28 protein-coding genes and 2 other annotated features are annotated in these 26,646 nt (G+C 40.2%); of the genes, 9 read left to right on the top strand and 19 right to left on the bottom strand.

Going from position 1 to position 26,646, the window contains the following annotated elements; all coding sequences use genetic code 11:
* Nucleotides 1-264: 264 nt before the first annotated feature.
* A complete protein-coding gene (locus BW961_RS06175) occupies nucleotides 265-1,068 on the bottom strand; it encodes a MerR family transcriptional regulator (RefSeq protein WP_068582184.1) in 804 nt (267 codons plus the stop codon).
* A gap of 134 nt (nucleotides 1,069-1,202) precedes the next feature.
* On the opposite strand from BW961_RS06175, the gene BW961_RS06170 reads away from it, so the two are divergent.
* From BW961_RS06170 to BW961_RS31100, 3 genes are all read left to right on the top strand, one after another.
* Nucleotides 1,203-1,835, top strand: a complete 633-nt coding sequence (locus tag BW961_RS06170; RefSeq protein WP_068582181.1) for a GNAT family N-acetyltransferase — start codon at nucleotides 1,203-1,205, stop codon at nucleotides 1,833-1,835.
* 58 nt (nucleotides 1,836-1,893) lie between these two features.
* Nucleotides 1,894-1,995 carry a DUF7695 domain-containing protein gene (locus BW961_RS31865; protein ID WP_425298674.1) on the top strand — a complete coding sequence of 34 codons (102 nt, stop codon included), beginning with the start codon at nucleotides 1,894-1,896 and terminating at the stop codon, nucleotides 1,993-1,995.
* Between the two features lie 328 nt (nucleotides 1,996-2,323).
* A complete protein-coding gene (locus BW961_RS31100) occupies nucleotides 2,324-2,590 on the top strand; it encodes a hypothetical protein (RefSeq protein WP_068582178.1) in 267 nt (88 codons plus the stop codon).
* A 608-nt stretch (nucleotides 2,591-3,198) separates the two neighbouring features.
* Here the strand turns inward: BW961_RS31100 and BW961_RS06160 are convergent.
* Complete coding sequence (locus BW961_RS06160; protein WP_068582175.1) at nucleotides 3,199-4,422, bottom strand: chloride channel protein; 1,224 nt, start codon at nucleotides 4,420-4,422, stop codon at nucleotides 3,199-3,201.
* Nucleotides 4,423-4,738: 316 nt separating this feature from the next.
* Between BW961_RS06160 and BW961_RS06155 the strand changes: the two genes are divergently transcribed.
* Nucleotides 4,739-5,716, top strand: coding sequence for a tRNA dihydrouridine synthase (locus BW961_RS06155; protein ID WP_068582172.1), 978 nt, complete (start codon nucleotides 4,739-4,741; stop codon nucleotides 5,714-5,716).
* Nucleotides 5,717-5,959: 243 nt separating this feature from the next.
* Here the strand turns inward: BW961_RS06155 and BW961_RS06150 are convergent, their stop codons facing one another.
* From BW961_RS06150 to BW961_RS06115, 8 genes are all read right to left on the bottom strand, one after another.
* The gene (locus BW961_RS06150) at nucleotides 5,960-6,187 is read right to left on the bottom strand and encodes a hypothetical protein (protein ID WP_139331548.1); all 228 of its coding nucleotides are present in this window, start codon (nucleotides 6,185-6,187) and stop codon (nucleotides 5,960-5,962) included.
* Between the two features lie 234 nt (nucleotides 6,188-6,421).
* Nucleotides 6,422-8,050 carry a chaperonin GroEL gene (groL, locus tag BW961_RS06145; protein ID WP_068582167.1) on the bottom strand — a complete coding sequence of 543 codons (1,629 nt, stop codon included), beginning with the start codon at nucleotides 8,048-8,050 and terminating at the stop codon, nucleotides 6,422-6,424.
* Between the two features lie 53 nt (nucleotides 8,051-8,103).
* The gene (gene groES, locus BW961_RS06140; RefSeq protein ID WP_068528071.1) at nucleotides 8,104-8,385 is read right to left on the bottom strand and encodes a co-chaperone GroES; all 282 of its coding nucleotides are present in this window, start codon (nucleotides 8,383-8,385) and stop codon (nucleotides 8,104-8,106) included.
* Between the two features lie 368 nt (nucleotides 8,386-8,753).
* Complete coding sequence (gene tatC, locus BW961_RS06135; RefSeq protein WP_068582164.1) at nucleotides 8,754-9,530, bottom strand: twin-arginine translocase subunit TatC; 777 nt, start codon at nucleotides 9,528-9,530, stop codon at nucleotides 8,754-8,756.
* Between the two features lie 91 nt (nucleotides 9,531-9,621).
* Complete coding sequence (locus BW961_RS06130) at nucleotides 9,622-9,849, bottom strand: twin-arginine translocase TatA/TatE family subunit (RefSeq protein WP_068582161.1); 228 nt, start codon at nucleotides 9,847-9,849, stop codon at nucleotides 9,622-9,624.
* Nucleotides 9,850-10,063: 214 nt separating this feature from the next.
* On the bottom strand, nucleotides 10,064-10,549 hold the full coding sequence (locus tag BW961_RS06125; protein WP_068582158.1) for a MogA/MoaB family molybdenum cofactor biosynthesis protein: 486 nt from the start codon (nucleotides 10,547-10,549) through the stop codon (nucleotides 10,064-10,066).
* A gap of 36 nt (nucleotides 10,550-10,585) precedes the next feature.
* Nucleotides 10,586-11,059 carry a cyclic pyranopterin monophosphate synthase MoaC gene (gene moaC, locus BW961_RS06120; RefSeq protein WP_068582155.1) on the bottom strand — a complete coding sequence of 158 codons (474 nt, stop codon included), beginning with the start codon at nucleotides 11,057-11,059 and terminating at the stop codon, nucleotides 10,586-10,588.
* Nucleotides 11,037-11,693, bottom strand: coding sequence for a 5-formyltetrahydrofolate cyclo-ligase (locus BW961_RS06115; protein ID WP_082867385.1), 657 nt, complete (start codon nucleotides 11,691-11,693; stop codon nucleotides 11,037-11,039). Before BW961_RS06115 ends, moaC begins: the two co-directional genes overlap by 23 nt.
* 278 nt (nucleotides 11,694-11,971) lie before the next feature.
* Here BW961_RS06115 and BW961_RS06110 point away from each other — a divergent pair, with 278 nt between their 5' ends.
* Nucleotides 11,972-13,918, top strand: a complete 1,947-nt coding sequence (locus BW961_RS06110) for an ABC-F family ATP-binding cassette domain-containing protein (protein ID WP_068582151.1) — start codon at nucleotides 11,972-11,974, stop codon at nucleotides 13,916-13,918.
* Nucleotides 13,919-14,272: 354 nt separating this feature from the next.
* Here the strand turns inward: BW961_RS06110 and BW961_RS06105 are convergent, their stop codons facing one another.
* The 7 genes from BW961_RS06105 to BW961_RS06075 form a co-directional block, all read right to left on the bottom strand.
* On the bottom strand, nucleotides 14,273-15,835 hold the full coding sequence (locus tag BW961_RS06105) for a 2-isopropylmalate synthase (protein ID WP_068582149.1): 1,563 nt from the start codon (nucleotides 15,833-15,835) through the stop codon (nucleotides 14,273-14,275).
* A gap of 142 nt (nucleotides 15,836-15,977) precedes the next feature.
* Nucleotides 15,978-16,249, bottom strand: a binding site (T-box leader).
* Between the two features lie 45 nt (nucleotides 16,250-16,294).
* Nucleotides 16,295-16,621, bottom strand: a binding site (T-box leader).
* A 97-nt stretch (nucleotides 16,622-16,718) separates the two neighbouring features.
* Entirely contained in the window at nucleotides 16,719-17,771 is a 1,053-nt protein-coding gene (gene tsaD, locus BW961_RS06100; protein ID WP_068582147.1) for a tRNA (adenosine(37)-N6)-threonylcarbamoyltransferase complex transferase subunit TsaD, read from the bottom strand.
* Nucleotides 17,764-18,285, bottom strand: a complete 522-nt coding sequence (gene rimI, locus BW961_RS06095; RefSeq protein ID WP_068582144.1) for a ribosomal protein S18-alanine N-acetyltransferase — start codon at nucleotides 18,283-18,285, stop codon at nucleotides 17,764-17,766. The genes tsaD and rimI overlap by 8 nt, the downstream gene beginning before the upstream one ends.
* Nucleotides 18,286-18,304: 19 nt before the next feature.
* Nucleotides 18,305-19,105, bottom strand: a complete 801-nt coding sequence (tsaB, locus tag BW961_RS06090) for a tRNA (adenosine(37)-N6)-threonylcarbamoyltransferase complex dimerization subunit type 1 TsaB (protein ID WP_068582142.1) — start codon at nucleotides 19,103-19,105, stop codon at nucleotides 18,305-18,307.
* Nucleotides 19,102-19,590 (bottom strand): tRNA (adenosine(37)-N6)-threonylcarbamoyltransferase complex ATPase subunit type 1 TsaE, encoded by a 489-nt coding sequence (tsaE, locus tag BW961_RS06085; RefSeq protein ID WP_068582316.1) that lies wholly within the window; start codon nucleotides 19,588-19,590, stop codon nucleotides 19,102-19,104. The genes tsaB and tsaE overlap by 4 nt, the downstream gene beginning before the upstream one ends.
* 311 nt (nucleotides 19,591-19,901) lie before the next feature.
* Entirely contained in the window at nucleotides 19,902-20,090 is a 189-nt protein-coding gene (locus BW961_RS06080) for an H-type small acid-soluble spore protein (protein WP_068582140.1), read from the bottom strand.
* A 27-nt stretch (nucleotides 20,091-20,117) separates the two neighbouring features.
* Nucleotides 20,118-20,327 carry a hypothetical protein gene (locus BW961_RS06075; RefSeq protein ID WP_068582138.1) on the bottom strand — a complete coding sequence of 70 codons (210 nt, stop codon included), beginning with the start codon at nucleotides 20,325-20,327 and terminating at the stop codon, nucleotides 20,118-20,120.
* Nucleotides 20,328-20,533: 206 nt separating this feature from the next.
* Between BW961_RS06075 and ku the strand changes: the two genes are divergently transcribed.
* Complete coding sequence (ku, locus tag BW961_RS06070; RefSeq protein ID WP_068582136.1) at nucleotides 20,534-21,382, top strand: non-homologous end joining protein Ku; 849 nt, start codon at nucleotides 20,534-20,536, stop codon at nucleotides 21,380-21,382.
* A 25-nt stretch (nucleotides 21,383-21,407) separates the two neighbouring features.
* Entirely contained in the window at nucleotides 21,408-22,301 is an 894-nt protein-coding gene (gene ligD / locus BW961_RS06065; protein WP_068582134.1) for a non-homologous end-joining DNA ligase, read from the top strand.
* A 58-nt stretch (nucleotides 22,302-22,359) separates the two neighbouring features.
* Here ligD and BW961_RS06060 read toward each other — a convergent pair whose 3' ends face one another.
* Together BW961_RS06060 and cls are read right to left on the bottom strand one after the other, a co-directional pair.
* Nucleotides 22,360-23,202, bottom strand: coding sequence for a YitT family protein (locus tag BW961_RS06060; RefSeq protein ID WP_244555897.1), 843 nt, complete (start codon nucleotides 23,200-23,202; stop codon nucleotides 22,360-22,362).
* Nucleotides 23,203-23,371: 169 nt separating this feature from the next.
* A complete protein-coding gene (gene cls / locus BW961_RS06055; protein ID WP_068582132.1) occupies nucleotides 23,372-24,802 on the bottom strand; it encodes a cardiolipin synthase in 1,431 nt (476 codons plus the stop codon).
* Between the two features lie 231 nt (nucleotides 24,803-25,033).
* Between cls and BW961_RS06050 the strand changes: the two genes are divergently transcribed.
* Both BW961_RS06050 and BW961_RS06045 read left to right on the top strand, forming a co-directional pair.
* The gene (locus BW961_RS06050; protein ID WP_068582130.1) at nucleotides 25,034-26,020 is read left to right on the top strand and encodes a M23 family metallopeptidase; all 987 of its coding nucleotides are present in this window, start codon (nucleotides 25,034-25,036) and stop codon (nucleotides 26,018-26,020) included.
* Between the two features lie 182 nt (nucleotides 26,021-26,202).
* On the top strand, nucleotides 26,203-26,619 hold the full coding sequence (locus tag BW961_RS06045) for a bactofilin family protein (protein WP_068582126.1): 417 nt from the start codon (nucleotides 26,203-26,205) through the stop codon (nucleotides 26,617-26,619).
* The last annotated feature ends 27 nt before the right edge of the window (nucleotides 26,620-26,646 follow it).

The following is a 26,646-nucleotide window of genomic DNA, read 5'->3' as shown; positions in this document are numbered from 1 at the left end:
ACTCGCTTCACTGGAATCCCTGCTATTCGCATTTCAATGGCCTTCATTTTTACCTCTGCTAGATAACTCACTCTTGTACCATATAGAAAAAACACCTCCACGTTGAATTATTGGTATTCAATACCAGTTTTTCAACGTAAGGTGTTTTTCATTTTTTAGGTGGGTGAAAAATCATCTTGATAAAATAATTAGAGTTTTTCTGTGATATTTAAACAACTATATTTTTCTGCACACTCATTATTCTTTTAATACATGTATAATCAACTAATTCTCTTCTATAAGCATTTGAATCTGACAACTATAGTATTCTGTATTAAAGAAGTCATTGAATAACTCTACTTCAATACAGTTTTTAACATTTAAATTATTTACTTTTATATAATAAAGTATTTTGTTTATATACTCCTTCTCGTCATCCTTACTATAAGCTAAGGTTAAATACTTACCCTTAGGTAATATCATTATACTATCATCAACTTCTATATTATAATTTTGCTTTAGTCCATTAAATACATATATCGGTTCTGCATCTCCATTACTATTAAAATTATATATTATTCCTCTCTCCATAGACCTTTCTAGATTATTATCTGTTATGACTTTATCTAAATCAGAATAATAAAGTAACTCCTTTAAACTACCCACTTCTTTACATGGAGCAAAAATTATATAACGCTGTTCTAAAACTTCGATATTTATTTCATTATTATGTAAAATATCCTTAGAATGCTCTACAAAAGTAATAATATCATCAATATTTTTAATTACTTCGTTCATCTTGTTTATATCTTCTTGTGCTTCATATTTTTTTATTTTTAGAAACTCTAATAGCTCATCAGTATTACATTTCTTAAAAACTTCTTGAAGTTCCGCTATACTAACCCCTATAACTCTGCACCCTTTTATAACATCTATAGAAATAAATTGATCTATGGAATAATATCTATAACCAGTTGTATCATCGATATATCTAGGAATAAGAATACCTACCTTATGATAATATCGTAAAGCTTTTATTGTAATTCCTTTGATTTTAGCAACTTCTCCAATAGAAAAAAATTTATTAATCTAAATCACTTCCTTATATTTCCTTATATTTATTTGTGTACTCTACCCTTAGGGGACATTTTATAATATCTATAGGCTAGTTACAATGACATACTATATTAAAATTTAATTATATGAAAGGGTAGCGTATAAACATGGATAACGTAACGTATAGAAAGTTAACTAAAAAAGATTATGAACGTGTTAAAGAATTGATTTGTGATGCATTTCGGTTTGGTGAATTTATTGAGGATAAGAAATTTTTAGATTCAATATTAAATATATATCTTCATAGTTGTATCTTAGATAGTTCCTTTAGTAAAGTTGCTGAAAAAGATAACAAGGTTATCGGTGTTATTTTAGGTAGTGCAAAAAAGGATAAGAATCGCCTATCTAAGTCTCATAGTATTTTAGTCACTGCCTCTGCATTTTTCAAGTTAATGATATCTAGCAAAGAGAATAAAAAGTTATTTAAAGAATTTTTAAAAATTCAAGATATTTATAAAGAAATTATCCAAGGAAAACAGGATTCTCTTCAAGGTTGTGTACACTTATTTATTATCTCCAAAGAATCTAGAGGGCTTGGTGTTGGTAAAACTTTGATTAATTATTTATCTAATTATATGCAAAGTATGGAGGTGGAGTCTATGTATCTATATACAGATACTAGATGTAACTATGGGTTTTATGATAGCCAAAACTTTAAACGCTTAAATGAAAAGGAAATTTATTTGGATTCAATCCAAGAAAAACTTAATATATTTTTATATGGCTATGACTTTAATTAAGTATAAATACAGTAATCTAACATTTGGGCATTATCGATGAAGAAGAAACTAAAACCGAATCCGTTGCAAACACTGTGGAGATACAATCGAATCGAAAACTACACATGACTTTCAGTTATGTACATGTGGGGCAGTAGGTATTGATGGAGGATTAGACTAGCCGAAACGCATTTTTGGTTCGTATCTGGCAGAAGAACATTACGAAGAATTATCGGAATATGAGTGAAGAGAAGGAACCTATTTGGAAGAAACAAACCAAACGTTTAATGCATTTGCAAAAGAGTGGCTCACGATCTACAGTGAAGCAAAAGATGTAAAGCCGGGAACCATACGAAGTCAGACTTCATGAAATTTCGAAGTTGATTACTTATTTTGCTCAACTAAAATTGAAGGATATCACAAGAAAGCTCTATCAAAATGCTCTCAACGATTTATAAGACAGAGGATATTCTGATAGTACAAGGGAAGGAATACATCGATCTGGGAGAATGATTTCTCGAAAAGCATTAGAATTGGAGCTTATTAAAAAGGACACTAACGAGTTTGCCTATCTTAAAAAAGATAAAAAAACCATTGAACAGCTGGAGGAAGAAGAAGTCCCTAAGTATTTGGAAAAGGAAGAACTTGCAATGTTCTTAAAAACCGCTAAAAATCAAGGATTGGCGCCAGACTACTTGACGTGGATATCCTACAGTTATCAAAATGGAACAACTCAGGATGGCAAGACTTCTTGCAATCGCAAAATTAAACTCTGACTTAACACCTCATTCATTGAGACATACACAACAATTTATGGACATTCTTGGTCATTCAGATGATCAAATCACCAAGAATGTCTATCTCCATGCAACAAAAGAAATGAAAAAAGAAGCTTCCCAAAAGTTTGCACAACTAATGAGAAGCCTCGATTATAATCCTCTATGTTAGCAAAATGTTAGCATTTCACTTTCACCTTACATACAAACCCTTATATATCAAGGGTTGCAGCGGCTTATTACATCATGCCGCCCATGATATCAGGTGAGTTTTATGTGTATTTTAGGTCCTATCATAGGTTTTCTATCCGAATCCCCTTAAAAATCAGTCCTATATTTCCAAGTCAATATGATGTGTTTGCAGTGTACTTGGTCAAAATGTAGTCATGGAATTATCCAATCATATGTTTCGTATGCGGGAACATATTAACCTAGGATGTGCCTTGATTTACGCCCTTTTCACATGGAGGCGGTAGATCTACATTTCCAGCTCCAACCAAGCCACACACTCAACATGTATCGAGTGCTGACAGTAGAATAAACTAAGATGTGGCTGTAGAAGCCAATATTAACTTCCATATTTTAAATTCCCCAAGGGTAGCCTTAAGTTATCCCCGTTTCAGCTTTAATAAATACACTGGTAAATATGCTGCAATTAACATAGGTATAACCAGCTTCACTTGGAAGATCATGATTAAAAGCAAAAAAACTGCCAGCGGCTTCCGGAGTACTGCACTGGCGAGAGATGTGGTGACTACGGCAATGGATGTTACCGGATCTATCGAGAATAACAACGCAATTCCATAGCCTATGCTTACCCCTGCGAAAATAATAGGAAATATATGTCCTCCACGCCAACCAGAGGCTAAACAAAATTCAGTTAAAAATAGCTTTACAATACCTATTGCCAATAATAAATAAGCTGACATACCGGTCCACTTAGCAGCTATTTCGGTTAACTCATGCTCCCCCGAAAATAAAGTAATAGGGAGAATCGTACCGACTAATCCTAGTACTATCCCGCCAATAACAGCTCTAATGACTTTATAATTTTCAAGTGGTTTGAGTACCTTTTGGGCACTATGACTAAATAATTCATATAATTTTGCAAGCAATACTCCTAAAAGGATCAGCGGAATTATAGCTAATATTTCATATCCGCCTAATGCTGGTGTACCAAAATCCGCTATGGAAAATTGTTTGTTATCTATTTTGGATAATAGGATAAATACAGAAAAACCTGCGGCAGTAGTTAATGAATACACAACTGTCTTTATTAGCTTAATATGCCTTGATTCTTTTGTATCTTCTAACAATGTACTAACTCCAAATAGCGGCGCCCTAAAAACCATACCTATTGTTGCCTCAATACTATATTCGATGATGATATCTCCATGTTCATTTAATATAGATTTTTTCTTAACTAATGATTTCAAAACATCTCCTGCCCACGTAGAAAGGCCTCCTACTATCCCGACTAAAGCCGCCTCGGGACCAAGACTGGCACCAAAAGAAAGTACACAAATTGCAGTTATGGCGCCCTTAAACACTGAACTGTAATCAATTCTTTTTGTTTGCTTGAATTCTGCTACTACTTCATCTGTTAAACGCGGGTAATTACCAAGGTACTTTTGAGATAAACCTATCAAAATACCGCCAACTACACACACGATTAGTGGCCAAGCTCCAATATCAATTACATTCGGCAAATCAACCCATAAAAAGCGAGTCGTTACAGTAAGAATAGCTAAAAAGCTCCATACGAGAAGCCCAACAATCCCTCCTGTAATGATGCTATATAGAATAAAAGTACCTGCTCCTAAAAACTTCATTCTCTTATTGCCCCACTTTCCTAATAAGCACAGATCCTGATGCATTAATAATTTCTGACGTTGCCACAGGCAGGGTTCGTTACAGTTTAATTATTTCTTATCAATACTGGTGTTATACGTCTCAGCAGTACGATAGTTTCCACATGCATCGAATGTGTATACTTAAGCCCCAACATGGATATTTAACATCCACGCCTCAACCGCTCACACAATCAATTCTGTGCATCAAACGAAAAAAAATGATACTATGTATGATGGGCAAAGGACTTTGCTATAGATAATATCGTTTTTATATGTTGCATCAGAAGGAGATAATATGAGTAACGAACAAAATTTTTGGCTTGATTTACCAAAGCCGTTTTTTATATTAGCACCAATGGAAGATGTCACAGATGTTGTATTTCGTCACGTCATTAGTGAAGCTGCAAAACCCGACGTATTTTTCACGGAATTCACAAATACAGAAAGTTATTGTCACCCTGTAGGAAAAGACAGTGTACGTGGTCGATTAACGTTCACAGAAGATGAGCAACCGATTGTCGCTCATATTTGGGGCAATAAACCTGCATTTTTTGAACAAATGAGTATTGATCTGAAAAAACTTGGTTTTCGTGGTATCGATTTAAACATGGGATGCCCAGTACAAAATGTCGCAGCCAATGGGAAAGGTGCTGGATTAATACAACATCCTGAAGTTGCAGCAGAAATTATTCAAGCAACAAAAGCAGGTGGATTGCCGGTTAGTGTTAAAACAAGATTGGGTTACTCTGACATTGACGAGTGGCGCGATTGGTTAGGACATATATTGAAACAAGATATTGCGAATCTTTCCATTCACCTTCGTACAAAAAAAGAGATGAGTAAAGTAGATGCACACTGGGAACTAATCCCTGAAATAAAAAAATTACGCGATGAAATTGCTCCAAATACGTTGTTAACTATTAATGGAGATATTCCTGACCGCGCAACAGGTTTAAAATTAGTAGAACAATACGGCGTTGATGGTGTCATGATTGGCCGCGGCATTTTCACCAATCCATATGCTTTTGAAAAAGAACCTAAAGAACATAGCGCGAAGGATTTTCTCAATTTACTTCTTTTACAGTTGGATCTTCACGATAAATATTCAAAAGAAACCGAACCACGTCCATTTAAACCACTTCTTCGATTTTTCAAAATCTATGTTCGTGGATTTAGAGGCGCAGGAGAACTAAGAAACCAATTAATGGACACCACGTCAACAGATGAAGTACGTCGTTTAGTAAAACCTGTTTTAGATCAAGAATTAGATTGAGCATACCCACCTGTGCATGATTTAAAAGACTTACTGTTAAAACAAGTCTTTGAAAATGTACCTTATAGAATAGACACTTAAATGGATACTGACCTTTTTATACAACGTAGGCTTCCCTCTCATGAGGAAAGCCTACGTTGTTTTTGATGATCGTATGGAACTTTCATTTACCTAGTATTCCAGAATCCGAATTTACTTCTCCTTCAAAAGGAGAAGTAAATATAAAAAGACTACCTCCTATTGTTAGGAAGTAGTCTTTAATATCGCTAGGATGGCAGCAGCTACAGGTAGAGAGGTTAATCCTCCATGTTGGACAACCACTCCACCAATTGCGGATCCACCTGCGATTCCTAAGTTAGAGGCTACTGGATTCAACGATGTAGCGAGATCCTTCGCTTTGGGTGAAGACTGCTTAGCCAAATCAATCAAATAAAGCTGGGCGGATGCACTCACAAGACGTGATGTTTTCATGGTACTCTCCATCCTATCTATCTCCATTTTAAATTTTACATATCCTTACTCATAATACTCATTGGACTATATTGAGCAATCCTATTTTTCGCACAACATGAATAACGCCCCCACAATTGCATAAAAAAAGAAGCCCCCCACAAGTTCAATGAACTCATGAGAAGCTTCTTTTGTGTTACCATTTAGAGGTCCCCCTTACGAGAAACCCTTGATGTATAAGGGATTAACCCCTTATTACATCATTCCGCCCATTCCACCCATGCCGCCCATATCAGGCATACCAGCTTTTTCTGGCTCTGGCTTGTCAGCAATTACTGCTTCAGTAGTCAAGAACATTGCAGCTACAGATGCAGCATTTTGCAATGCAGAACGAGTTACTTTAGCAGGGTCAACGATACCAGCTTCGAACATGTTTACCCATTCGTCAGTAGCAGCATTGTATCCGATACCGATAGCTTCTTTCTTCAAGCGTTCCACAATAACGGAACCCTCTTGACCAGCATTAGCTGCGATAGTACGGATTGGTTCTTCAAGAGCGCGTAATACGATGTTTACGCCAGTTCTTTCGTCGCCAGTCACGTCTACAGCATTTACTGCATTATATACGTTCACGAGTGCAGTACCACCACCGGATACGATACCTTCTTCAACCGCAGCGCGAGTTGCGTTCAAGGCATCTTCGATGCGTAGTTTGCGTTCTTTAAGTTCTGTTTCAGTTGCAGCACCGACTTTGATCACTGCTACGCCACCGGACAATTTAGCCAAGCGCTCTTGCAATTTCTCTTTGTCGAACTCGGAAGTTGTATCTTCCAACTGAGATCTAATTTGGCTTACACGAGCATCGATATCGGATTTGTTACCAGCACCGTCAACGATGATTGTGTTTTCTTTAGTTACACGCACTTGACGTGCAGTACCCAATTGTTCAATTGTTGTAGATTTCAGGTCAAGACCAAGTTCTTCAGTAATCACTTGTCCACCAGTCAATGCAGCGATATCTTGCAACATTGCTTTACGACGGTCACCGAATCCTGGAGCTTTAACAGCAACTGCGTTAAATGTTCCACGCAATTTGTTAACGATCAGCATAGCTTGTGCTTCGCCTTCGATATCTTCAGCAATGATAACAAGCGGTTTAGCTTGTTGAACGATTTTCTCAAGTAATGGCAAGATTTCTTGTGTGCTGCTGATTTTTTTATCTGTGATTAGGATATATGGATTCTCAAGAATAGCTTCCATTTTGTCCGTATCTGTAATCATGTATGGAGAAATGTAACCGCGGTCGAATTGCATACCTTCCACGACTTCCAATTCAGTAGCGAATCCACGGGATTCTTCAACAGTGATAACACCGTCATTACCCACTTTTTCCATAGCTTCAGCGATCAATTCGCCTACTTCTTCGTCAGCAGCAGAGATCGATGCAACTTGTGCAATGGAGTGTTTGCCTTCGATTGGTTTAGCGATGTTCTTAAGTTCGATTACAGCTGCTTTAACAGCCTTCTCGATCCCTTTACGGATAACCATTGGGTTAGCACCTGCAGTAACGTTCTTAAGACCTTCACGAATCATCGCTTGAGCTAGAACTGTTGCTGTAGTTGTACCGTCACCGGCTACGTCATTCGTCTTTGTAGCCACTTCTTTAACGAGCTGTGCGCCCATGTTTTCAAACGGGTCTTCAAGTTCGATTTCCTTAGCAATGGTTACACCATCATTGGTAATAAGCGGGCTACCGAATTTCTTCTCAAGAACGACGTTGCGGCCCTTAGGTCCCAATGTTACTTTTACTGCATTTGCCAAAGCATCAACACCGCGCAGCATAGAGCGGCGAGCGTCTTCACTAAATCTAATATCTTTTGCCATGGTGATGTATTCCTCCTTATGGATTATATATTACATACGTTCATTTATGATAATTAGCCTACAATCGCATGGATGTCGCTTTCTTTCATAATCAAATATTCTTTACCTTCATATTTGATTTCTGTTCCGGCATATTTAGAGAAAAGAACCTTGTCGCCTTCTTTTACTTCAAGAGCAACACGTGCTCCATCTTTTACCGCACCGCTTCCTACTGCAATAACTTTACCTTCTTGCGGCTTTTCTTTAGCGGAGTCTGGAAGGACGATTCCAAATGCTGTTGTTTCCTCTTGCTCGATTGGTTCTACCAATACGCGGTCACCTAAAGGTTTGATCATGAAAAATAGCCTCCTTATTAATATAGTATGTTGTGATACAGTAACATCTGTCGAAATATGTATTAGCACTCGACATGCCTCAGTGCTAACAACCAATTTTTATGATACTCAACTTGGGCACATTTTTCAAGTCCTTTGATGGCATTTTTCAAAATAAAATGTGTAAGCTCTCATCCATTCTATCCACCCACAGGTTAAATATGCCTCCGATATCGTTAGAACATTTCCAAATGATTACTTTTAAAAAAGTATAACTTATTCAGTTGATTGGCATATCTTTTTTTTAGGATAGAAAAGATATACCTTGCTCATGTCGCGACAAACGGCTTTATCATCCCTTAAAGGACAATAAAGCCGTTTGCACTTCATTATTCGGTTGTATCCGTAGGTTGACGATATTTCGCTTCCAGCGCCGCATCAGCGGCTAACTGTTTACGATAGATAATTGACGATACAAACACGCTGAACTCATATAATAATAGGAGTGGAATTGTCACTAAAAAGTCAGAGATGAAATCGGGCGGTGTAATCACTACAGCTATAAATACAAGCACAAAATAAGCCATCTTCCGCATCTTACGCAACCGTAGTGGATTCAAAATTCTAATTTTGGTTAAAAACATCACAACAAGTGGTAGTTCAAAGAGAAGAGCTAAAGGAATCACTAGACTAAACATAAAGCTAAAGTATTGAATGATGCCATACGTTTCTTCTAAGCCCATGCTTGTAGTTACGGCAGTTGTAAAAGATAGTGCCATCGGGAACACAACATAATAAGCAAAGGAAATTCCAGCTAAAAAGAGAATCAACACAAACGGCACATATCGTAACGCTGCTTTACGTTCCCGCTCCCGTAATCCTGGACTTACAAAAGCCCACAATTGATACGCGATCCATGGAATGGATATCACGAGAGATACAACCATAGAAATTTTCATGTATATTCCAATACCATCCCAGAAAGAGAAGGCATGTAGTACATAATCCTTGGCAGCATCTGCTTTCAGTAAATAATCATAAATAGGCTTGGCCAGAAACAGCCCGATGATAAGCCCCGCAAGAAATACGATCAAAATATAAATAATTCTTTTACGCAGTTCACCCAAATGTTCAAAAATAGACATCTCATCCTGCGCTACTGACATGTATGCCACCTCCGATTTCTACGTCTATTTTGGGCAGAACAAAATCCCTCCCCAGAGGAAGGGATGAGACTGTCAATATGATGCTGACGTACTATTCAGGAAGGCGTTTATTGTCCGATTCATTCTGAGAATTTTCAACTTTTTGGACTTCGGTCTTCTGCGGCGCTGGATCATCCATGATCTCGCGTGCTCCATTCTTAAATTCGCGGAATGTCCGTCCAACAGCACGTCCTAGTTCAGGTAACTTGTTAGGTCCAAATAGCAGTAACGCTAATATTACAAGTAGAATAATACCCGGTGTTCCAATACCACTAAACATTGTTATATACCTCCTCATTAGTAAATCATATAACGATAAGGAATGAGCTAGGAACGAGTATAGACTCTTGTTCATTCTTTATATTTCCTTATGTAAGATTCTCAGATGATCTTTCCTTCAACTATAAACAAATATTCAATATACGAATTATACCATAACTTAAATCACATAAAAACAGCAATTTCGGTTGCAAATTCGCCATCAATGATAGGCTCTATTGCCGATATTGACCCGTCACCATCAGAAGTGCTTCAGGTAGCTGATCCATAATCGCTGCTAGACATTCGTGTACGCCTTTAGGGGTACCTGGTAGATTCACAATAAGCGTTCTGCCTCTTATGCCACATATACCACGAAATAGCATGGCAGATCGATTACGTTGCATTACCGCTTCTCTCATCGCTTCTGACATCCCTGGGACCTCACGTTCAATGACCTTCCTTGTGGCTTCAGGTGTTACATCTCGGATGGCAAGTTCCGTGCCTCCTGTGGTTAGAACGAGATCCGCCCTGAAATAATCCGTTAGTTCAATAAGTGATGCCATGATTTCATCCTGTTCATCAGGCACGATGCGGTATTCTACGATCTCTCCGCCCAATTCCTCTTCTATTAACTCCCGGATGACCTGGGCACTCGTATCCTCACGCTCACCTCTTGCTCCTTTATCGCTAGCCGTTAAGATCGCTGTTTTCCATACCATGTGATCACCCTCCTCCTTCTCTTCTTGATTCTATCTCTACGCTTTAAGCTGATAATCCCCATTCTTCCCACCTGTCTTAGAGTGGAGTAACGTCGGTCCAATGACCATATCCTTTTGCAGTGCTTTACACATGTCATATACCGTAAGGGCAGCGGCAGATACAGCCGTAAGTGCTTCCATTTCAACGCCTGTCTTTCCAGTCGTCTTAACGGTTGCTTCTATGTATAGTTCATTATGATCATTGTCTGTAAATTGAATATTTATGCCCGTAAGTGGCAAGGGGTGGCACATTGGAATCCAATCGGATGTTTTCTTCGCAGCCATAATACCTGCTACTTGAGCTACGGCCAGTACATCACCCTTGCTAATTCTTCCCGTCTTGATCCTCGTTAGCGTCTCCGCTTCCATTATAACCGTTGTGTGGGCAACTGCCGTACGTGCGCTCACGTCTTTGTCGGACACATCCACCATACGCGCTCTACCCTGTTCATTGAAATGAGTCAATTCCATGCTTACCCTCCTTCTCACAATTCATAATTCCGTTTTCTGTAACCAGAATATCCAGCATTGCATCATGCCTATCCATAGGCACTTTATTCACGACCTGCATTTCATAACCAAGTCCCATCAAGATCGGTGCTCCCTTATGATCAACATATGGCTGTAAACGTTCATACAACCTATCATAATAACCTCTACCATAGCCTAATCTTCCTCCAAGGCTATCATAAGCAAGACCCGGTACAATGATCACCTCTGGCACATAATCATGTCCAAGAGCGCTTGTCCGCAAAGGGTTAGGTTCCTCTATACCATATGATCCTGAGACCAATTCATCCCAATCTTGAAGAGGATAGATATCCATAGAATAATCATTTGAATCGCATCTTGGAACTAGAACTTGTATGCCCTTATTCCATCCCCATTCAATTAAGGATCTTGTATTGAGTTCAGATCGAAACGAAATATAGACTAGAAAATTATTAATTCTCATGGATTCTAGCTTTTGAGTCATATGACGAATAGCCTCAATAGACCACTGTTCACGTTGAACATTTGTTAATGCATTACGCGCATTATTCATATTATACCGCAGATTTTTTTTGATATCGGATAATGGGTCGTTATTCCCGTTCATTCCCATGCTACCGCCTTCTCTATACTTACTTTTACTTGGGATTTGCCTATAGTGTAACACTGTTGGTTTCTTTTCGCCAAGATTGGTCTGAAGTCCTGCTACGGAAGTCGCCTATTGTAAGCTTTTCATGTAAAATAACTATCAAGTAGAAACGGCCGTACTGTCCTTTTTTCATTAACAGAACCCGTTTTAGCGGAAATATAAGAAATAGAGGGGTAGAGGGTCAAGCGAAACTTTTACTTTCTAATATTTTAAATAAGCACAAAGATGGAGGTTTCTACCGCATGTTACTTCAAGCTACTGGAATTAGAAAATTATACGGAGTTCATCCGGTTCTCGATGGTATTAATATACAAATCCTTGAAAAAGAGCGCGTCGGACTCGTTGGCGTAAATGGTGCAGGAAAGTCTACCTTCCTACAGATTCTAGCCGGGGAAATATCCCATGAGGGAGGTCAGATCTTCAAAGCCAAAGAAACAACCATAGGATATCTAGCCCAAAATAGTGGTCTACATTCGGATCGGACACTTTGGGAGGAAATGCTAACCGTATTTACACCATTGATTAATGCTGAACAAGAACTGAGATTAATGGAGAAGCAGATTGCTGATCCTATATCGATGGAGAACCCTAAGAAATATCAAGATCTATTAGATCGATATGCGCTACGTTCCGATTGGTTCAAAGATCATGGTGGTTATGAAATGGAGACCAAAATACGTAGCGTACTTCATGGTATGGGTTTCGGTGATTTCGCACCTGATACACCCATTACGACGCTTAGTGGTGGACAGAAGACTCGACTTGCGTTAGCGCGAATCCTTCTGCTTGCACCCGATTTACTTATGCTAGATGAACCTACGAACCACTTGGACATCGCTACGTTGACGTGGTTAGAGGATTACTTACGTTCTTATTCTGGCTCTCTATTAGTCGTATCCCATGACCGTTATTTCTTAGATCGGTTAGTAACGACAATCGTTGAGATTGAGCGACATCAGTCCAAACGTTACACAGGCAATTACAGTCGATATATCGACTTGAAGGCTGCTGAATATGAATCGCAATTGAAACAATATGATAAACAACAAGGTGAAATTGCACGTATGGAGGACTTTGTTCAACGCAATATTGTACGTGCCTCTTCCACAAAGAGAGCGCAGAGTCGCCGCAAATCCCTTGAGAAAATGGATAGACTAGACAAGCCCCTTGGGGATCTGAAAAAGGCACATTTTTCTTTCGAAGTGGAATATTCATCAGGTAAAGAAGTGCTACAAGTACGTGAATTATCCGTCGCATTTAATCCGTTAGAACCCTTATTCCAACATGTGTCTTTTGATATGCGTCGTGGTGAAACAGTTGCCTTAATTGGCCCCAACGGGATTGGGAAATCGACATTGTTCAAATGTATGCTCGACACACTCGTGCCTGCTGCAGGTAATATCCATTGGGGCACGAAAGTGAAAATTGGGTATTATGATCAAGAGCAGACCAACTTAAATTCAGCAAATACGGTTCTTGAAGAGTTATGGAGCGAATATTCCCATATGGAAGAATCCCGTATTCGGACGGTACTTGGGAACTTCCTATTCAGTGGCGAAGATGTCCTTAAGAAAATCTCGTCACTTAGTGGTGGAGAGAAGGCTCGGGTTGCGCTAGCCAAGCTCATGTTGCTCGAAGCTAACATGTTAATCTTGGATGAGCCCACTAACCATTTGGACTTATATAGTAGAGAAGTGCTCGAATCTGCCTTAATCGATTATGAAGGGACTCTTCTTTTCATTTCACATGACCGTTATTTCCTGAACAAGATGGCAGAACGAATTGTAGAACTATCTCCAACAGGGACAGAACAGTTTCTTGGAAACTATGATGATTACACAGAGAAGAAACAAGAGTTAGCCGAAATACAACAAGAAGCAATCCTTGCAGCAAAAGCCACATCGAAATCGGATTCCAGTTCAGATCTTGTAGACAAGCCTGGGGCATCCTCATTTGAAGCGGATAAACTAGCCAAACGTGAAGAACGTAATCGTCAGCGTAGATTGGTTACTTTAGAAGAAGAAATTCACGTTCTAGAAGAAGAGATTCAGTCTATTGAAGCCAAGATGGCCCTTCCAGAGATTTTTCAAGATTATATGGCTCTACAAGAACACCAGCAGATGGCCGATTTGAAGAAAACAACGCTCGAAGCCGTTTATAGTGAATGGGAAATCCTTGCTGCGGAATAAGTAAGAAATGCTCGTAAATGCAATGATAAAAGAAATACAAAATAAAGTTTTATTCTAATATTTGGAGTTATGCACAATGTTATCCCCGTAAAACGTGCATAACTCCAACCTAAAAATAGCCCTGAGGGCTATTTTTTTGGGGTTTATTGCGTTTTTTTAGAAAATTCCACTTTTATCCACGGAGTTATGCACATTATCCACAATTTTCATGAAAAAAGTATCCACGGTTTCAAAATTCATTCAAAGCTATATATATTCCTAATTGAAGGGATTTGTACACAATTCGACATGGATATGTGGATAACGTTGTCCACATCTTGACAAGCAAGTTTATCCTTCTATAAAGACGACATCTTAGAGACTTGCTGTTCCACGATTATTAATTTCTGAAAGTGCACTGTTACATGCGGCAACATACGCCAATCCTCCAGCCATGACGATATCTTGATGAATGGCTGTACCCCGATAGGTCTTGCCTTCCCATTCCACCATGACACAAGCTTCAGCATGTGCTTCTTCTCCAGTGCTAAGAGAATGCAATTCCAAATCACCAAAGATGATGTCTGCCTCTATCCCTTGACTTATCGCTGTAATCAAGGCTTCCAAAGGTCCTTTTCCTGTAGCCGTATGTGTAGATTCACGGTCTTCATGGAGATGGCGTAGCGTAACGAATGCAACACGTTCTTCTGCGCTACCTGATTGCACCTGAACTTCTCCGAGTTCAAAATTCTGCATCCTTTTACCTGTCGTCTGACTCACCATCTTCAACAACAGGTCATCACTAACGACTTTTAGCCGATCTGCTGTTTCTTTAAAAACACCGTACAGGACTTCTAGCTCTTCTTCCGTCATCTGCATCCCGTATCTTGCGATACGATCTTTCAGAGCATGTCGACCCGAATGTTTACCTAAGATGATCATGTCACGTGGGATACCTAGTGATTCAGGATTCATAATCTCATACGTACTTCGATCCTTAAGAAGTCCATCTTGATGGATACCAGACTCATGCTGGAAGGCATTGCGACCAACGATAGGCTTGTTGAATGCCATTGGGAAATGCATGGCACTACTAACTGCCTTGGATGCTCCATATAACTTCTCCATCGCAATGCCCGTTGAGTAGTTCAGTACATCTTTTCTCACTTCCAAAGCCATAACCAGTTCCTCTAACGCACAATTTCCGGTTCGTTCCCCCACCCCGTTCACGGTTACTTCGATCTGAGATGCACCATTCTGAATGGCAGCAAGGCTATTCGCTACGGCAAGCCCCAAGTCATTGTGGCAGTGCGCGCTATATAGCACGCTCGATCCTCCTCTTGCGCCTTCACGGACCTTGCGGAACATATCCCCGTACTCTTGCGGAAGTGCATACCCAACGGTATCTGGGAGATTGATCATGGTCGCTCCTTCTTCGATCACAGCTTCTATCATCTCAATGAGATCGTCTATCCCTGTCCGTGCTGCATCCATCGCTGTGAATTCAACCTGATTACTGAATTGCTTAGCATAAGCTGTCATCTCTCGGGCCTTAGCCACGGCTTCTTTGCGGCTCATACGCAATTGGTACTTCAAGTGAATATCAGATGATGATAGAAAGAGATGAATCCGACGACGCTCAGCATCTCTAGTGGCCCGAACGGCAGCATCAATGTCTCCCTTTACAGCTCTTGCGAACCCACATATCTCTACTTGCTGGAACTGCCGTGAAATGGCCTCTACCGCAGCAAACTCCCCTGGACTAGATATAGGGAACCCCGGCTCTATCACATCAATACCAAGCTCTACAAGCTTCGCTGCAAGCTGTACTTTCTGGTCTGGTTGCAGACTTGCACCCGGTGCTTGTTCTCCGTCACGTAGCGTTGTATCAAATATAATAATCTTTGATCCAGTTGATATGTTTGTTATGTTTGTCATTTTAAAAACCTCCCGAAATATTTGTGGAGCTATGCTCCTTGAATTTACTACTAACAAAACTCTTATTGGAGAGATAGGCTCCCCTGTGTAATCATCGTTTTCTTAATCCAAGAAAACGAAAAAAACCTGCCATCTCTTATTTATAAGAGACGACAGGTTTTCACCTTCCGCGGTACCACTCTTGTTGGCGCTATCTCGCTAAGCACCCCACTTTGTTCTTTACATACGGTTGCGCGACCGTACATAAAGAGATCCCTTTAACGGTGGACAACCGAACTCGTGTACACTTCTTTACGAAGTTTCCACGAACTTAACTTCCGGGCGAGATTCAAAGGGGTCTGCCGCTGTGTCACACCAATTCCACAGCTCTCTGAAAGACATTGTCCTTTTACTACTCCCGATCATAGTTTGTGTTGATATTTCTATTTTTGTATACAAAAAAGCCCGTCATCTCTTAAATCAAGAGACGACAGGCTGTTCACCCATTCGCGGTACCACTCTTGTTGTCCTTCCTACCCATGTAAACATAGGATTATGGGAAGAACCCCTCAAACGCCTTCAGCCATAACTAACGTTAAGAAATGGACTAACTGGCTTACCCTCTTACGGAGGCTAACGTAACGGTATACTCCCCAGCGTGCACTTACTGGGCCTGTGACGACTCATTCCTCACAGCATTCCACCGCTCCGCTCCCAAGCGAGTTCAGGTTCCTTCGACTGCGTTGCACCAACCCGCAGCTCTCTAATATCCAGGATAACCTTACTACTCTTGTTCATCACGTTTATCACAATCTGAAATTTAAACTGATTATATCTACCCTAAATACAATTGTCAATAAGCGAATGTCCACATGACTCTTATCCCAATGAATGTATACCTCATTTAATCTATGCTATTACTACCCCAAGCTTCCAACGAAAGTTGTGGATCTGCCTTCATATCAAGGGATGTGAAATATTGTTCACGCCACTTAAGATAGGCTGCAGCACCGATCATTGCAGCATTGTCAGTACAATATTCGAATGGAGGAATAGAGAGATCTATCCCTTCTTTATCACATTGTCGACTAAGTTCTGCTCGTAGTCCACGGTTAGCAGCAACACCACCGCACAACAGAAGTTGCTTCACATCATAGGCCTTCACAGCACGTATCGCTTTGGTCACTAGGACTTCCACGACTGATTCTTGGAATCCGCGGGCAATAGCAGCGGGATTCATGTCATCTCCACGCATTTTACGCTGATTAATAACGTTCAATACCGCTGACTTCAAGCCACTGAAGCTGAAATCATAAGATCCTGGTTCTAACCATGCACGGGGAAGAACAATAGACTCCTCAGACTCCAGAGCCATCTTATCGACATGCGGTCCTCCAGGGTAAGGAAAACCAAGTGATCGTGCCACTTTATCATATGCTTCCCCTACAGCATCATCCCTCGTACGTCCGATCACTTCGAACTGACCTTCTTGCTTCATATATACAAGCTCTGTATGACCGCCAGATACCACTAATACCATACATGGATAATGAATTTCTCCAACTAATCGGTTAGCATAAATATGTCCTGCGATATGATGTGTACCAATCAAAGGTTTAGCTAAAGCCACAGAGAGACTTTTAGCAGCTACAACTCCGACCAATAGGGCACCTACAAGCCCGGGACCCTGCGTTACTGCAATTGCGGATAAATCTGTCATCTTGATTCCTGAAGCTGTTACGGCTTCATCAAGCATAAGAGTTATATTCTCAACATGCTTACGTGAAGCAACCTCTGGTACCACTCCGCCAAAAGCTTTATGTGTCTCAATCTGGCTTGCAATCAGATTGGACATAACAACATGACCGTCTTTCACGATAGCTACAGCCGTTTCATCACAGCTTGTCTCGATCGCTAATATATAACAGGGTTGTTCTTCGATCTTGTGTTCACTCATCAATCTCTACGCTTCCTTCCCTACTTCCGTACTCCTCGTATTGCGGCAAATCTGCCCACATGATCATAGCATCCTCATGATTGTCTGAATAATAACCTTTGCGAAGTCCTACCGATACAAATCCCTTTTTCTCATACAATCTTTGAGCAATGGTATTTGACACACGTACTTCCAATGTCATCCGAATCATGCCCATATTAGCAGCCGTCTCTATCAATTCATCCAAAAGACGCTCACCTAATTTGCGTCCACGATATGCCTTCAATATAGCAATATTCGTCACATGTGCTTCATCAACAATCGTCCACATACCGGCATATCCAATAGGTTTTCCATCGTTCTCCATAACCAAATAACGTGCAAAGAGATTGTTCATTAATTCGTTACGAAAAGCTGTATCTGACCAAGGTAGTGTAAATGCCTCATGTTCAATGACCATCACATTAGGGATATCCTCTATTGTCATTAGACGAAACGAGAAACCTTCATGTTCCTCATTGTTACTCTGTTCCATTAATATCACCTAACTCCCTTCATGGTTTGCGAAGGAGATTGGCTTCCGCCTCAGCAAGTTGGGTATAATTTGGTACCAGTGAATGCATATCATCTTGTTCGCCAGCTAGAAATTTCTCCGTTCCTAACATCCCAACGTATCGACCCTCCAAATCGTATGAAACGATATGAAGTGGGATAGCATCACCTAGACGTATGCTAAGTCGTTCAGCCGTCTCTTTATGCAGATTAACATCCCCTACGAACCAGATAGACTGTGGCTTCTCTTCCTCTGAGGTAGCCTCGATTCGTTGCAGTAACTCCTCTGTCCATTTCTCCATTAAGCGTATAGCATCCTGCTCAATACGATTGGGAGCACTTGATTCAGAGGCACTAAACAGTGCTGTATATACTTGACCACGCCTAGCATCAATAAGAGGAATAATCCAATTGATCTGACCAGATTCCCGCTTATCCTCTTGTCCATCTATTGCATGAATAAAGCCGCCATATGCTAATGAATGAAGCGTTGATATGCCTACTACCGGGACATTCCAAGCCCAAGCCAACGTCTTCGCTGCGGTAACTGCAATACGAGTACCCGTATAAGAACCTGGACCGACGCCTACCGTAATACCTTGTACATCTGTATTTAATGTAGCAGAGGCTTTCAGTACCTCTTCTACGATCGAGAGAATACGAATGGAGTGATTTCGTTCGCCAAATTCATTGATCTCGTGTAGTACCTTGCCATTGTCCATAATAGCTACAGATAATGACGTTGTGGATGTATCCAATGCCAAAATCCGTTGTAAGGATTCTGAATTCTGTGGTTTATTCATGATTTAAAGACTCCATTCTTATTCAGGTTACAACACCAATCCTCATATGGACTTCCAAACCCTCGGATCGTAATCTTACGTTCATCAATTCCCGTGGTCTCCATAAATAAATGCAAATGAGGTTCTGGCAGAAGTTCACTTATGATCTGGGACCATTCTACCAAACATACACCTTCGCCATAGAAATATTCGTCCAGCCCAAGCTCATCCGCTTCATCCATAGAAAGGCGATACACATCCATATGATAAAAAGGTAATCTACCTTCATATTCTTTAATAATCGTAAATGTCGGACTGTTCACGATACCTTTCACACCTAAATGCTTAGCGAATAGTTGTGAAAAAGCCGTCTTCCCCGCACCTAAGTCACCATCAAGCCCGATCACAGTCCCTGGAATTGCAACATCAGCAAGCCAAGCCGCTAGCGCCTCCGTGTCCTGTAAATGATTAGAAGTATATATGTATTGCTCTTTATCATGACTCATTTCCAATATAAACCCACCTTTACGGCCATTTCCATCATAACTTGACCTTTATTATATCGGTCCACGCTAGGACCCGCAAGAAGCGACAACATCTATTTCATAATGCGAAGCACAAGATACGTCTCAAAAAGAACTTCGCAATACCTTAACAAGACGTCAATCGAAATGGTTCGTTCCATAATATGCATAAATCTGCCTTTATATAAAATTATAAAAAAGGCCCAACCCGCTACTTTCAACGGATTGAACCTTTCTGAAGTTATGATGATATCTGCTCAATGTCATGTTCGTGTTCTATAGTTGCTCAGTTATTACTGATGCTCATCTTCAATAAGACGATCCACACTTACCGTATGCGTATTATCCGGTCGTGATCCAAGCTGAACGGTTGCCATACCATTGAATTCATCCACTTGTTCAATCCATACAGGCTTCCCGTCTAATTTAACGGCATAATTATACTTGTCATTAAAAATATCAAGGGCTCTTCTAACGTCCATTATTATCGCTCCTCTTCACTGTCGTATTCAGAACTCGTCTTCTGACTCCAGGAACAACTTATCTGGTGGAATATCCCCAATGTACCCATTAGATATCGTTACTTGTCCACCACCCAGACCTTCATTCACCATTCGATCCACATCCAATAGATAAGCTTCTTCATCATTGTCCGACTCAGGAGATGTAAGGTTGTTCCCATTCATCGTTTTTACTTCTACTTTTTCTTGATCGCCCATGACTTATCACTTCCTCTTCTGAGTAGTTCATAATGGTTTCAAATTTGCCTTATTAAAATGCCCCACATCTAATCCTGTCATGCACAAGTTGATCCACTAAAACGATTGCTTATTGGATATACTACCTGTTAACTCAGCAAGATATTTAAGCGAAGTACTTGAACTTATTTCTTATCCTTTTCCAAAAAAAATAGGAGTGATCATTCATGCATACCGTATGGAAAGGTGCCATTAGTTTTGGATTAGTTCACGTCCCAGTCAAAATGTTCTCTGCGACAGAAGATAAAGATATTTCAATGAGGTATGTTCATAAAGTATGTGGAAGCCCACTTTCATACGTTAGAAAATGTCCTGTTTGTGAGAAAGAAGTGGAATGGGAGGAAATATCCAAAGGATATGAATATGAGAAGGGAAAATTCGTATTATTTGAAAAAGAAGAGCTTGAGCAATTATCCGATCAAAATAATAAAAACATTACCATTTTAGATTTCGTGGATTTGAATGAAATTGATCCTATTTATTTTCAAAAAACGTATTATTTATCTCCGGATCAAGCCGGTTCGAACGCCTATATGCTTCTTATGGAAGCGATGCGTCAATCTGGTAAAATAGGCATTGCCAAAATCTCGATCCGGTCTAAGAGTAGCTTAGCCGCCATTCGTGTACTGGATAAATGTTTAGCTATTGAGACTATCTTTTATCCCGATGAGATTCGGCCAGTCTCTCAAGTACCCAATCTCCCGGAACAGACTGTCGTGAATGATAAAGAAATGGATATGGCTAAGATGCTTATCGAACAGCTCTCAACCCCATTTGATCCGGTGAAATACACAGATGATTATCGCGTAGCGTTGCTACAACTGATTCAGAATAAAGTCGCTGGCGAAGAAGTTAAAATTGCCCCAGCTCGACAAGAGACCAATGTCATTGACCTCATGGCAGCACTTCAAGCAAGTATCGAAGCGGTGAAACCCATTGTTACCGATGCTGGTAAACCTAAGCGAAAACGAAGTGGAAGCACAACCCCTTCTAAGAACAAAAAGACAGTATCTTAGACGTAGAAAAGAGGGCTATTGAATAATGTCACCTGCTCGCCTTAAAGGAAGTATTATCGTGGAAGGTCAGCAAATTGCTGTATCCAACCCCGACAAATTACTATGGCCCGAAATGGGAATTACCAAGGCGATTTATTTACAAAAGCTTGCATTACTTGCTCCTTACTTACTTCCTTACTGTAGGAACCGTCTGTTGACTACGATCCGTTATCCCAATGGTGTGAATGGGGATTTCTTCTATCAAAAGAATGCGCCTTCCCCACTTCCACCTTATGTATCCACAATTACACATGATGATATTTCGTATATTGTGCTTCATGGATTACCTGATCTACTCTGGCTTGGAAATTTAGCCGCATTGGAATTCCATCCATCTCTTCATTATGCTCATAGCGAGCTACCTTGTGAGTGGATGATCGATCTAGATCCATCACTTGAAATCGAGCCACGGATCATGGAAGCGACAGCACTCGTAGGCGAGGTTCTCTCCTCGTTAGGAATACAGTCTACTCCCAAAACATCAGGAGCAACCGGTGTTCAGATTATCATCCCTGTGGAAGAAGGAATCACTTTCGACGATTTACGGAAGATTGGGCATTTCGTGGGACGTTATGTTGAGGAGCGCCATCCTGAGCTATTTACGCTAGAAAGGCTGAAGAAACACAGAGGGGATAAAATATACTTTGATTATTTACAGCATTATGCAGGTAAAACGTTGGCAGCACCTTACACTCCCCGTGCTAGAGCACGAGCTACAGTCTCTACACCTCTAACATGGGAGGAAGTTCATAACAATGTCTCTCCGTTAGACTTTCATCTATTGAATATTGAAGCGAGGCTAATGGAACATGGCGATCTACTTCGTCTTATCCCTCCACAACCTCTTCAACATATACTGCATCATTTAAAGCACAGATAAGCCCGGATAGTAGTACTCTCCGGGCTTATCACATATATTTATGTCATTAATTTTAGATTTAATGGATTGCTTTCTTCTTAAAGCGTCCGCCTTTGACGTCATGAATATTACCGATTGCGATAAATGCGTCTTTATCCCATTCCGCAACAATCGTTTTCAATTTGGCTTCCTCTAGTCGAGTAATAACAACGAAGATAACCTTCTTATTCTCACCAGAATAGGATCCTTCACCTTCGAGATACGTTACACCACGTCCAAGACGTTGTGTTAAGGCGTCACCGATATCTCTATATTGTTCACTGATGATCCAGACTGATTTCGATTGATCCATACCTTCATTGGTAACGTCAATCAATTTGAAAGCAATATAATAAGCTATTAAGGAATACATAGCATGGTCCCATCCAAAGACGAACCCCGCACTACTAAGTATGAATAGATTTATAAACATAACAACTTCCCCAACAGAGAAGGGAGACTTCTTACTCAAAAGAATAGCTACAATTTCCGTTCCATCTGTTGATCCACCTGCACGAATAACAAGCCCTACACCAACTCCAAGAATAACACCACCAAATACGGCACCAAGAAGGGGGTCAGTCGTAAGTGGGGCAACCGGATGTAAGAAATAAGTCCCTGAAGACATTACAATAATAGAGAATAATGTCGATAAAGCAAATGTTTTACCAATTTGTTTGTAACCAAGAAATAGAAATGGAAGGTTAAAGAGGGTTAGAAATATTCCCAGAGGTAATTCCGCAAAGTGCGACCCCATAATCGATATCCCTGTTATTCCTCCATCAATGATATTATTGGGTACTAGAAAAATTTCGAGTGCCACAGAGACAAATAGCGCTCCAATAATCATCATAACCACTCGGAGTAACTGAACTGTCTTCAAAACAGGTGCTTTGGGTGGAAAATTTGGTTGCTTTACAATATCATCTTCAATAATGTTTGTACTTTTACTCACAAAACTCCCCCTATTCATATTATCCTTATTTCGTCTATGTTTTATATTATACCACAGAGTCTATTATGAATAATAAATGAGTTGGCACAAATTTTCTTTATAATAATGGGGATAACATACGACTTAATAACTCCCTTCCCTTCTGTAGACGAGACCTTGTTATAAATTCACTAGGTTGTATCTCTGTACAATCTTGAAGATCATCTTCGAAGTCTTTCACAATACGTTGTATCATACCCTCTTCAAATAATACTGCGGTCAGCTCGAAGTTACAGAAAAAGCTCCGCATATCCATATTCGCTGTACCCACAGATGCCAGCAGATCATCCACAATTAGAATTTTGGCATGTACAAAGCCTTTCCGGTATTGAAAGAAACGGACGCCAGCTTCTAGCAATTCTTCTACATAAGACAAGGATGCATAATGAACAAACTGCGAATCCGGCTTCCAAGGAATAATAATTCGTACATCCACACCACTCACCGCAGCAGACTTGAGTGCCTCATATATAGCTGGATCAGGGATAAAGTATGGAGATGTAATCCATATCCTTTCGTTCGCAATTGCTATGGCTCCAAAACACATCTCCTGAATAGCATCCCACACTTGATCAGGACCACTGCTCAAAATTTGAATTTGCTGATCTCCACGACATTCATGCGCTGGAAAAAGGTTAGGATCAATAATTCGCTGACTTGAAGCTAATTTCCAATCGTTAAGGAATATATTTTGCAGAAAATAAACCGCATCACCTTCCACTTCCAAGTGAGTATCCCTCCAATATCCCACTTCAGGATATAAGCCTAAATAATCATCACCTACATTAAGACCTCCTACGAATCCCTTTTTACCATCTACAATAATAATCTTACGATGATTTCTGTAATTAATACGACGATCAAGGGTAGCAATAACGGGCGGAAGGAAAAAGTAAAATTCAACACCCGCTTCTTTAAATCGGTTAATAAACGTTCTCTTTAAGTGATGACTTCCAACCCCATCACAAACAATACGAACCTTAACTCCTGTCTGTGCCTTGCGAATCATAACGTCCTGAAATTCAGTGCCGATCATATCATCCCTAAAAATATAAAATTCAACATGAATATGATCCTCTGCGGACTTCATTGCCTCAAGCATGGCTTGATAGGCTTCTTTCCCATCCGTTAGAACCCGACTTTCATTGCAACCCGTTATCGGACTCTCTGATATATTCGATAGCAAATTAAACAAGCGCTTTTGAGTGTGGAACTTATGATTCTTCATCTCTTCCACATGATCTACAATGACAGCTTCTTCCCATAATCGATCGCGGATTTCCCGAAATAATCGTGATCCTTTTGAACGAACCTTCTTACGTTTACTGTATTCCTGGGCTACAAAGTAATACACAATAAAGCCAACCAGTGGAAAGCAAAATAATATAAACATCCACGCTAGCGCTTTTGCTGGATTTCGAAATTCAAGGATTAGTATCGTTGCCATTTGAAAAATAAATACAAACAATGCAATAAGGACCCACATCATACGGCTGACCTCTTTCACAATAAAAATTATTATCCCTAAATAATTTAATCCATCTATGTACTATGTAAAGATCATCATCGACCAGCCTAATAGGGGGTTATTCAGTACATACCCACTAGATAGGGAAATTTAACCACTAAACTCAAAATATATTTGACATGTTTAGAGATTTCTACGAATAAATAGAATATAACCAAGCTATCTACATCCAATGCCTAGAAAGGAGTTGCCATGAAAAGTACGAAGTCCAAACAACCCATAACCCTACTTGTTCTACGTGATGCACAGCATTCCGTTAAGCAAATTCAACTCTCTAAACCGTTACTTATCGCCGTACCTACTATTGCTATTCTGTCCCTTTCCGGCCTAATTATCTCCATGCAAGTTCATTCTTCCCAAGTCATCTCTAAAATGGAACAGCAATTGCAGCATCAGACGATGACAAACAATAAGATGGAGATCACGGTAAGTAACCGTGAAGAAGCTATCTCTAGATTACAAAACGAAATTATTAACCTTTCCTCTGACGCACAAGATATGAAGGGCAAGATGCAACGTGTCAATGATCTTGAAAAAGAATTACAGAAATTTATTAATAAAAATAACACCAGCATGAGTTCTGAAAAGAAAACAATCACCCCAACCTTAAGCAATGATGATCCAAAGCATGTCGGGGGCGAATTTATTGCTGTAGACACGAGTGAAATTCTCGACCTTACACGTGAGACAAAGGATGACTTTGTAGAGCTTCGGAAATTACTTGATTCTATGGAGGATAATATTCCACGAATGCTTGAAAAGGCCCAAGAGACACAAGACATGTTAGCTGGTATTCCTAATATGTGGCCCACTGAATCCCACGTTATTTCATCTAGCTTCGGGTATCGAAAAGATCCCTTTACTGGTGTAGCTGCCTATCACGCAGGCCTTGATATTTCGGGTAATACAGGAGATCCTGTCTACGCCGCTGGAGCAGGCAAAGTCGTTGAGGCTGAACAAGGAGGGGCACGTGGTCTCTTTATAAAGATTGAACATCCAGAAGGCTTGCAGACGACATACATGCATTTAAGCAACATTAAGGTAGCTGTGGGGGATTCAATCTCTAAGGGTGATCTCATCGGTAAAATGGGAAGTACGGGCCGAAGTACGGGTGCTCATCTTCATTTCCAAGTTGAGAAAATGAATGAAGTCGTAAATCCACTTCCATATATTCAATAGTCAGGGGAGTTTTGCTCTCCAAAGACTTTTAGCTAATGCTTTCGATGCTAGTTTTGTTCCGAAGTACATTCCGTGAGGCATCGCTTCACAAAACTTTAAGCTTATGCTTTCGATGCTAGTTTTTGAAACGACGTTTATTCAAGGAAGTATTGCTCTTCAAAAACTTTTAGGAGGTTACAAACATGGCTCGACGAGCACGAAATTCAAATCGAAGAAACTCAGGAACGGATACCCTTATTGGACAAGGTTGTGAGGTTACTGGGAAGATACAATGCGAAGCTAACTTGCGGATTGAGGGTTCTTTTAACGGTGAGATTGAGAGTCAAGGGGATATCACGGTTGGAGAAAATGCGGTAGCTCGTTCTAACATTCAAGCAAGGGAAGTAGTGATTGCAGGTAAGGTGTACGGGGACGTTGCTACAACAGGTAAACTCACCATCACTGCAACCGGACAGATGTTCGGGGATGTATCCGCCTCTTCTCTCATTATTATGGAAGGTGGCGCATTAAGTGGCACGAGTACAATGAGCCAACCGGAGCCTGTATCTGAGAAGTCAAAAGATATCCATTCTCACTATTTACAACCCGAAGTAAGCTAAACATCTTCTGATAAATTGCAATCTTAT

The sequence above is a fragment of the Paenibacillus macquariensis genome (assembly GCF_900156375.1).
Classification (GTDB): domain Bacteria; phylum Bacillota; class Bacilli; order Paenibacillales; family Paenibacillaceae; genus Paenibacillus_AQ; species Paenibacillus_AQ macquariensis.
Note: the sequence above shows the minus strand (reverse complement) of the source record. Positions and strands in the feature narration are given on the sequence as shown.